This is a genomic window from Nocardia cyriacigeorgica NBRC 100375 (genome assembly GCF_000308555.1).
Classification (GTDB): Bacteria; Actinomycetota; Actinomycetes; order Mycobacteriales; family Mycobacteriaceae; genus Nocardia; species Nocardia cyriacigeorgica.
This window is the reverse complement of sequence record NZ_BAFY01000190.1, coordinates 38088-47206: the sequence shown is the minus strand read 5'-3', so window position 1 is coordinate 47206 and position 9119 is coordinate 38088. Positions and strand designations below refer to the sequence as shown.

The following is a 9119-nucleotide window of genomic DNA, read 5'->3' as shown; positions in this document are numbered from 1 at the left end:
AGCAGAACGTGCATTTCTCGGCTTTGCCGGTCTTGTGGTTGAAGTAGATCTTCTTGTACGGGCAGCCGGTGATGCACTGGCGCCAACCGCGGCACTTATCCTGGTCGACGAGCACGATGCCGTCCTCGGCGCGCTTGTAGATCGCACCCGACGGGCACGACGCGGCACACGAAGGGTTGAGGCAATGCTCGCAGATGCGCGGCAGGTAGAACATGAAGGTCTCTTCGAACTCCAGTTTCACCTTGTCTTCGAGCTTGCCGAGCAGCGGGTCCTTACCGACCTGCGCGGGCCCACTGCCCAGGTCGTCGTCCCAGTTGGCGCCCCAGGTGACCTTGGTGTCCTCGCCGGTGATCAGCGATTTCGGCCGGGCCACCGGGGTGGTGTCGGTGGGCGGTGAGGACAGCAGGTTGTCGTAGTCATAGCTCCACGGTTCGTAGTAGTCCTCGACCGTCGGCAGGTCCGGGTTGGCGAAGATGTTGAGCAGCCGCTTCATTCGCGAACCGGACTTCAGGGTCAGCTTGCCGCGCTTGTTCAGCGCCCAGCCGCCCTTCCACTTCTCCTGGTCCTGATATTGGCGCGGGTAGCCCTGACCGGGCCGGGTCTCCACATTGTTGAACCAGACGTACTCGGTGCCGCCGCGGTTGGTCCAGGCCTGCTTGCAGGTGACCGAACAGGTGTGGCAGCCGATGCATTTGTCGAGGTTCATGACCATCGCCAGCTGTGCCATGACGCGCATAGTTAGTACTCCACTTCCTGGCTGCGCCGACGAATGGTGGTGACTTCGTCGCGCTGGTTTCCGGTCGGCCCGTGGTAGTTCAGGGCGAACGACTGCTGGGCGTAGCCGCCGATGAGGTGGGAGGGCTTGATCATGATCCGGGTAAGCGCATTGTGGATACCGCCGCGCTTGCCCTTGCCGTTGAAGGGCTTTCCGGAGGCCGCGCTGTCGTCGGGGCCCTCGATCCGCGGCACGTCCACCGCCCGGTCCTGGGCGTGGTACATGAACACGGTGCCCTCGGGCATCCGGTGGCTGACGATGGCGCGGGCCACGACCACACCGTTGCGGTTGATCGCCTCGATCCAATCATTGTCGGCCACACCGATTTTCGCGGCGTCCTTCTCCGACATCCAGATCGTCTGGCCGCCGCGCGAGAGCGTGAGCATGTGCAGGTTGTCCTGGTAGGCGGAGTGGATCGACCACTTCGAATGCGGGGTCAGGTAGCGCACCGTCACGCCGCGTTCGCCGACCTCGCCGACGTTCGGTTCGCGGAACAGCGCCGTCATGTCCAGCGGGGGCCGGAAGATCGGCAGCTGTTCGCCGAGTTCGATCATCCAGTCGTGGTCGAGGTAGAAGTGCTGGCGCCCGGTGAGGGTGTGCCAGGGCTTGAGCCGTTCTTTGTTGATGGTGAACGGGGAGTAGCGGCGGCCGCCGGTCTCACTGCCGGACCATTCCGGGGAGGTGATGACCGGCACGGGGCGGGCCTGGGTGTCGGCGAAGGTGATCCGCTTGCCCTCGTGTTCGGCGGCCAGATCGGCCATTTCGGTGCCGGTGCGCCGTTCCAGCGCCTCGAAACCTTCGACGGCGAGGCGGCCGTTGGTGGTGCCCGACAGCGCGAGGATGGCCTCGGCGGCGTGGGTGTCCTTGGCCAGCGACGGCCGTCCCTGCGCGACGCCCGACACCACCGTGCCGTTCATGCCCGCCAGGTATTCGACTTCCTGATCGGGCAGTGTGGTGACGCCCTTGGTGGTCAGGCCGAGCGTCTCCACCAGCGGCCCGAGCGCGGCCATCTTCTCCGCGATCTTGCCGTAGTCGCGTTCGACCACCACCAGTTTCGGCATGGTCTTACCCGGAATCGGTTCGCATTCAACGGCTTTCCAGTCCAGCACGCGCCCGCCCGCCTGCGCCATCGCGTCGGGCGAATCGTGCTGCAACGGCACCGCGACGATGTCCTTGCGCACACCGAGATGCTTTTCCGCCATCCAGGAGAAGCCGCGCGCGATCCGGTGGAAGGCGTCGAAATCGGTCTTGGCCTCCCACGGCGGGGAGATGGCGGGGGAGAAGGCGTGCACGAACGGGTGCATGTCGGTGGAGGACAGATCGTGCTTCTCGTACCAGGTGGCGGCGGGCAGCACGATATCGGAGAACAGTGTGGTGCTGGTCATCCGGAAGTCCAGCGACAGCAGCAGATCCAGCTTGCCGGTGGGCGCATCCTCGCGCCAGTTCAGCTCCTGCGGCCGCACGCCGGTGGCGTCGGTGGTCTGTAGGTTGGAGCCGCAGCCCAGTAGATGCTTCTGGAAATACTCGTTGCCCTTACCGGAGGAGCCGAGCAGGTTGGCCCGCCACACGGTGAGGACGCGAGGGAAATTCTCCGGTGCGTCCGGGTCCTCGCAGGCGAAATTCAGGTCGCCGGATTTCAGGCCGTCGACCACGTGCTCGGCCGGCGTTTTGCCCGCCTGCTCGGCCTCGTCGGCCAGGTCGAGCGGGTTGCGGTCGAAGGTCGGATAGGTCGGCATCCAGCCGAGACGGCTGGCGAGGGCGATATTGTCGGCGGCCGTCCGTCCGGCGAACCGGCCCTCGCCCAGCGGGGAGGCGAAGGTGTCGGAGGTGAACGGGTCGTAGCGCCACTGATCGTTGGTCAGGTACCAGAACACGGTGCCCTGCATCTGGCGCGGCGGACGCTGCCAGTCGGTGGCGAAGGCCAGGGTGGACCAGCCGGTCACCGGACGGCACTTCTCCTGGCCGACGTAATGGGCCCAGCCGCCGCCGTTGACACCCTGGCAGCCGGTCAGCAGCGTCAGGGTGAAGAACGCGCGGTAGATCTGATCGGAGTGGAACCAGTGGTTGGTGCCCGCGCCCATCAGGATCATCGAACGGCCGCCGGAACGGTCGGCGTTATCGGCGAATTCGCGGGAGATGCGGGCGGCCTGCTTGGCGGGCACGCCGGTGATCGACTCCTGCCAAGCCGGGGTGTACGGCTCGGAGGCATCGTCGAAACCGGTGGGCCAGCTGCCCGGCAGACCGCTGCGGGCCACACCGTACTGCGCCAGCAGCAGATCGAAAACGGTGGTAACGCGCTTGCCCGCGAGGAACATCGTCGGCACGCCGCGGGTCAGCACATCCGGGGTGTCGGTGTCGAAGCGAGGGAACTGCACGGCCGCAGCGTCGTCGGTGCGGCCGTGCAGGGTCAGCAGGGGATCGACGTCCCCGAGATCCAGATTCCAGCGTCCGGTGCCGTCCTCGCCGAAACGGTCGCCCAGAGATCCGTTGGGTACCACCGGATTTCCGTCGGCATCCAGCAGCACGGTGCGGAACTCCGCGGCCTCGGCGTCGCTGCCGAGGTCTGCGGAGGTGAGGAACTTGCCGGGGACGAAGACGCCGTCGCGTTCGTCGAGGGTGATCAGGTACGGCAGATCGGTGAAGCGCTTGATGTAGTCGAGGAAGCGCGGGGTGGACTTCTCGACGAAGAACTCCTTCAACACCACGTGACCCATGGCCATGGCCAGCGCGGCATCGGTGCCGGGGCGGGCGGGCACCCATTCGTCGGCGAACTTGGTGTTGTCGGCGTAGTCGGGGGAGACCACGACGACCTTCTGGCCGCGGTAGCGGGCCTCGGTCATGTAGTGCGCGTCCGGGGTTCGGGTCACCGGGACGTTGGAGCCCCACATGATGAGGTAGCCGGCGTCGAACCAGTCGGCCGATTCCGGCACGTCGGTCTGGTCGCCGAACACCTGCGGTGAGGCCACCGGCAGGTCGGCGTACCAGTCGTAGAACGACAGCATGGAGCCGCCGAGCAGCGAGATGAATCGCGCGCCCACCGCATGGCTGACCATCGACATGGCCGGAATCGGCGAGAACCCCGCCACCCGGTCGGGCCCGTACTGCTTGATCGTGTAGACATGCGCGGCGGCCGCGATCTCGGCGGCCTCCCACCATTCCGCGCGGACGAAGCCGCCCTTACCGCGAGCCGCCTTGTACGCCTTGGCTTTCTCGGGGTCTTCGACGATCTCGCCCCACGCCAGCACCGGGTCCTTGAGCCGGGCCTTGGCCTCGCGGTACAGCTCGAGCAAGGTGCCGCGCACATACGGGTAGCGCACCCGGGCGGGGGAGTAGGTGTACCAGGAGAACGATGCGCCACGCGGGCAGCCGCGCGGCTCGTATTCGGGCTTATCGGATCCGACCGAGGGGTAGTCGGTCTGCTGCGACTCCCAGGTGATCACGCCGTCCTTGACGTAGATCTTCCAGGAACACGAGCCGGTGCAGTTGACGCCGTGAGTGGAGCGCACCACCTTGTCGTGGGACCAGCGATCGCGGTAGAACTCGTCGGCGCTACGGCCGCCGGTCTTGTGCACGGTGCGGTGGTCGGCCGAGATTTCGCCGCGATGGAAGTATTTGCCCAGCCGCAGGAGAGCGTCGCCGGCGTCGGGCCGGTGAGCCGGATCGGAGGGCGCGGAACCCTGAGTGCGTGAATTAACCACGACGCCCCCTTCGAGCGGTGAAATCGGGCTGATGCCCCGACTGTAAGGAGGCGGCGACCGGCGTCCAAACGAATCTCTCACAGCGCTCAATGCGTTCAGGTGAGCTGTGAGGTGAGCGCAACCCGGTTGTCATTCCGCCGGGTAGGTTCGGTACCTCGTTAGCGGGCTCGACCTGGGAAAACAGGTCATCGAGCGCCGGTGGGCGGCAGTGCGACGGCCGGTTTCCGGCCCGTCGGTGAAGCTTTGGAAACCGCGGCTTCTCGGTCGCTTTACATTTGTTAACACAGCGGAAGTGGCGGGCACCACTCCTATTCACGCATTAATTGCCGGATATCGAGCGCGGTCGCGATATTCTGCGGCCATGGCCGAGTTCCGGGCACGAATCCAATCCGCGGTCGGCGGCGGCGCGTATGTCGCCGTGCCCGAGGAGATCATCGCCGAGCTCGGCGGGGGCGGCCGGATACCCGTGCGCGCCCGCTTCGACGACGTCGACTACATCGGATCGATCGTTTCGATGGGCGCCGGCCCATGCCTCGGCATGCTGAAAGCGATCCGTGCCGAGCTCGGTAAGGAGCCCGGCGACCTCGTCACCGTCACCGTCGAACGCGACACCTCCGAACGCACGGTCGAGGTACCCGAGGATCTGGCCGCCGCACTGGACACCGCCGGCCTGCGCACGCGATTCGACGAGCTGCCCTATTCCAGACGCCACGACGCCGTCCGCCGGGTCACCGAGGCCAAACGCGAGCAGACCCGGATCAATCGCATCGAAGCCATCGTGGGTGAGCTGAGCTGAACTCGATGGCCGCACCATGGAACGGACGGCCGTTGCTCGGACCGGCCCGGTGCTGATCAGCCCGGCAGCGGCATGAACTCCACCAGCGCGCCGTCACGGGCATCGGCAGCCACGATGACGAGGCCGTCGTGACCGAGTAGCCCACCGAGGTGGGCGGTGCGGACCGCGGCTTCGCCGCGCCAGCCGCCGCTCGGGTCTGCCATCGCGGGGACGATGCGCGGAACCGGGCCTGCAATCTCGCTCGCGTTGTGCAGCGGTCCGAGGATCGGTCGCGCCGGATGTGCGCCGGTGCGACCCTCGACCACCGCACCGGCCAGGGCGGTGAGCACCGCGACGGCGGCGAACGGGTTTCCCGGCAAGCCGAGGACCGTCGCACCCGAGTTCAGCTCCGCGACGACGGTGGAGCCGCCCGGACGCAGCCGCAAACGATGGACCAGGATGCGGGCGTCGGCGCGGCTGAGGGCGGACCGGAGTTGATCGGCGGCGCCGGAGCCGGTCGCCCCCACCACGACCAGCAGATCGAAACCGTCGGTGCCGGTGAGCACTTCGTCGAAGCCGTGCGGCGTGTCGCGCAGATGGACCCGGTCGACGGTGCGAATACCGTGCCGGGCCAGCAGATGCGGCAGGATCGGTCCGATGGAATCGCGGGTCTGCCCGCCATGTAGCGGGCCGGAGGCGCGGATCTCGTCGCCGGTCATGATGATTCGGGCTCGCACCGGCCCACGCACGGCGGCTTCCGGGATCTCCACCGCGGCGGCGGTGGAGATCAGCGCGGGCGTGACCGGCGTGCCCTCCTCGGCGATGAGGTCACCGCGCTCCAGATCCTCGCCGCGGCGTCGGATATCGCCGCGGATCGGGGTGTCGGGCAGCCTGCGCAGATGATGGTCGTCGCCGACGTCGGCGAACTCGTCGCGCAGCACGGCCGTGGTGCCGTCGGGGACGTGCGCGCCGGTCGCCACGCGCACCGCCTCACCGGGGAGCAGCCCGACCGGGCGCTGCCCACCCGCGAAACCGATGTCGGCGCGCAGACGCCACGGCCCGTCACCGGCGACGGCGTAACCGTCCATGGCCGAGACGTCGAAACGCGGCAGCGGCCCGGCCGCCCGGATCGGCGCCGCCAGCGTCGCGCCGGTGACCTCGAACAGTTCGGTGTGGTAGGACGTCAGCCTGGACAGGTTGTCGCGCAACGTTTGTCGCGCCGCATCGAGCGTCGACGGCGGCGGCTGATGTCGCGGGTCATGACCGGCGTCGATGGCGGCTCGGGCCGCACGCACCTCCTCGTCGGTGTCGCAGTCGGTGATGCCGTTCAACCGCACCATCACCGTGTCGTCCGGGACGAGGGCCTTCATCGGTTGGTTGACCAGCGAGTCCAGCCGGCTGAGCCGGGCGGTCAGCGCGTCGCGGCGCCACACGCCGATCAGGTATTGCGGGCGGCCGGACTCGTCGGCCGCGAACACCGCGTCGGCCCCGGATTGATCGCTGCGCCGCAGGAGATCGGCCACCGCCCACTCGGTCAGGAACGGCAGATCCGCGGCGAGTACGACGATGCGCGGTGCGGCCTCGGCGCCGAGTGCGCGCAGCCCGGCGCCGATCGCGGCGACCGGTCCAGCGCCCGGCGGCACCTCGCGCACCTGGCGGACGGCCGGATCCAGTTCCGGCCTCCGGGGCCCGACGACGACGGTCTGTCCGCACGCCGCGACCGCGTCGAGCGCGACATTCAGCATCGACCGCCCGCCGATGACGATCGCCGGTTTGTCGACACCACCCATCCGGCTCGCCCGGCCTCCGGCGAGCACGATCGCGTCAGCGGCCGTCACCGGCCGCGGCCCTCGCTGTGGTTCGACATGGGTCCATGCTAGTTCGGCGACCTCCGGCGACCGCGCGGCGCGCGCCGCCTACTGCGCGCGCACCGTGGGACGGTTTCAGAGCGCCGAGCCGTCGTAGTCGGGTGCGAGCAGGTAGAACTCATTGGTTTCGGGGTCGGCCAGCGGCAGCCCCGGTTCGGCGCCGGACGGTTCGATCGTGCGCGCACCCGCGGCCCTCAGCCGGGCGACCTCGGCGGTCGGGTCGTCGGCGGGAAATGCGGCGACATCCAGGCGCAGCCGGTTGCGGCCCTGTTTCGCCTCGGAGGTCTCGACGAATTCCAGCCAGCTACCCAGACCGGTCGGTGAGCGCAGGCCGGTCACCGGCGACCCGGCCCGCGAGATCGGCCACCCGGAGGCGACCGACCAGAACTGCGCGAGCCGCTGCGGATCGAAGGTGTCGACCACGATCGCCGCCACCGCGCCGGTATCCACATATTCCTCGCGCGGCTCGAGCACACAGAATTCGTTGCCCTCCGGGTCGGCGAGCACCGTCCACGGGACGGCACCCTGCCCGATATCGACCGCGCGTGCGCCGAGCGCCATCGCGCGATCGACCTGCATGCGCTGATGGTCGGTGGAGCGGCTGGCCACATCGAGATGGATCCGGTTCTTGCCGGTCTTGGCACGGGATGCGGGAATGAAGGTCAGCGCGAGATCGGAGCCCGCGGCGTCCGGCCCCGCGACGTCGACTTCACCCGGACGGTCCAGCGTCACCGTCCAGCCGAGCAACCGCGCCCAGAAATCCGCCACCATACGTGGCTGGTCCGCATCGAATACCACACACGCCAGACGGGTGGTCATGACTCAACGGTAACCGCAGATTCGCTCGACAGGGGTGGATTGCGTGTTACCCGGCGTGCTGTTCGCCCGTCCAAGGACGGTCAGCGGGGGTCATCGGGAAAGACGAAGCGAGTGGCACGCAGATCCACCCGGCCGTCACGGACCGGGACACCCTCGGCCGCGAGCAGCCGCAGCTGCTTGTCGGCCAGGTGCGCCGCGGGGCGGCCGGCGGCGCCGAGCACCCGATGCCAGGGCAGATCGGCGGAATCGGTGCGCATGATCCAGCCGACGGTGCGTGGGGTCGACAGACCCGCCGCCGCGGCGATATCGCCGTAGGTGGCCACCCGCCCACACGGGATCGAGGCGACCAGCTCGCGGACCCGCTCGATCTCGGCGTCGCTGGTCGGCATCAGAGCACGGAACGGATGAGTTCGGCGGTCCGCTCGGGCAGGGCCTGGGCCACCATGTGGTCGCAATCCCATTCGTGCACGGTCAGGTTCGGGCCCATATGCGTGGTGAGCGCCTCCCGGAACTCCGGGGTGACGAACGGCGGATCCACCTTCATGGCCTGCACCAGCACCGTCGGCAGCTGCTGCGGTGGCAGCACGTAGTGGCGGGCGAGCTGGCCCCAATAGGAGTTGATCGCGGGCAGACTCATCCGCCAGCCCACCCGACCGTTCGCGGTGGGCATCAGGTGTTCGTCGAGCTCGGCCTGCAACAGCTCCGGCGCGACATCACCCCAGCCGGTGTGCAGTTTGTCCATCCTGGCCTGTTCGACGTCGTCGTAGTCCTGGGAGGCCAGCGTCGACATGGCGATCTCGTGCAGGCGCGTCGGGTCCAGTGCGATGGCCGGATCGAGCAGCACCAGGTTGCGGGCCAGTTGCGGATGGTTGTGCACCAGATGCAGGGCACAGGCGCCGCCGAAGGAATGCGCGACCAGTACGACGGGTTCGTCGGTCTCCTCGGCCAGCAGCTCGACCAGATCGTGCACGATCGTCTCGAAATTCCAGGGCGGAAGCGACGTGGAACGACCGTGTCCGCGCAGGTCGGGGGCGACGATGCGGACATCGGGCAGCAGCCGTTCGGCCAGGTCGGCCCACCGCCTGCCGTGGCCGGTCACCCCGTGCAGGGCGAGCACGACCGGGCCGGTGCGTGGTCCGAAACGGTGAACGTGGAGTGGGGACACGATGACATTTTGACCGTTG

General features: G+C 68.2%; 7 protein-coding genes. 1 reads left to right on the top strand and 6 read right to left on the bottom strand.

Annotation, left to right across the window (positions count from 1 at the left end):
• Positions 1-727, bottom strand: a 727-nt coding sequence (locus RJ05_RS19040) for a 4Fe-4S dicluster domain-containing protein (RefSeq protein ID WP_036539046.1), incomplete at its 3' end; no start/stop codon positions are given.
• Between the two features lie 11 nt (positions 728-738).
• Positions 739-4473: a nitrate reductase subunit alpha gene (locus RJ05_RS19035; RefSeq protein WP_036539038.1), complete on the bottom strand. Its 3735-nt coding sequence runs from the start codon at positions 4471-4473 to the stop codon at positions 739-741.
• A 361-nt stretch (positions 4474-4834) separates the two neighbouring features.
• Here RJ05_RS19035 and RJ05_RS19030 point away from each other — a divergent pair, with 361 nt between their 5' ends.
• Complete coding sequence (locus tag RJ05_RS19030; protein ID WP_036539037.1) at positions 4835-5269, top strand: YdeI/OmpD-associated family protein; 435 nt, start codon at positions 4835-4837, stop codon at positions 5267-5269.
• A gap of 56 nt (positions 5270-5325) precedes the next feature.
• Here the strand turns inward: RJ05_RS19030 and RJ05_RS19025 are convergent, their stop codons facing one another.
• The 4 genes from RJ05_RS19025 to RJ05_RS19010 form a co-directional block, all read right to left on the bottom strand.
• A complete protein-coding gene (locus tag RJ05_RS19025; RefSeq protein WP_036539036.1) occupies positions 5326-7086 on the bottom strand; it encodes an NTP transferase domain-containing protein in 1761 nt (586 codons plus the stop codon).
• A 105-nt stretch (positions 7087-7191) separates the two neighbouring features.
• Positions 7192-7935: a VOC family protein gene (locus RJ05_RS19020; RefSeq protein WP_036539035.1), complete on the bottom strand. Its 744-nt coding sequence runs from the start codon at positions 7933-7935 to the stop codon at positions 7192-7194.
• Positions 7936-8015: 80 nt separating this feature from the next.
• Complete coding sequence (locus tag RJ05_RS19015; RefSeq protein ID WP_036539034.1) at positions 8016-8324, bottom strand: MGMT family protein; 309 nt, start codon at positions 8322-8324, stop codon at positions 8016-8018.
• Complete coding sequence (locus RJ05_RS19010) at positions 8324-9100, bottom strand: alpha/beta fold hydrolase (RefSeq protein WP_036539045.1); 777 nt, start codon at positions 9098-9100, stop codon at positions 8324-8326. Before RJ05_RS19010 ends, RJ05_RS19015 begins: the two co-directional genes overlap by 1 nt.
• Positions 9101-9119 lie beyond the last annotated feature (19 nt).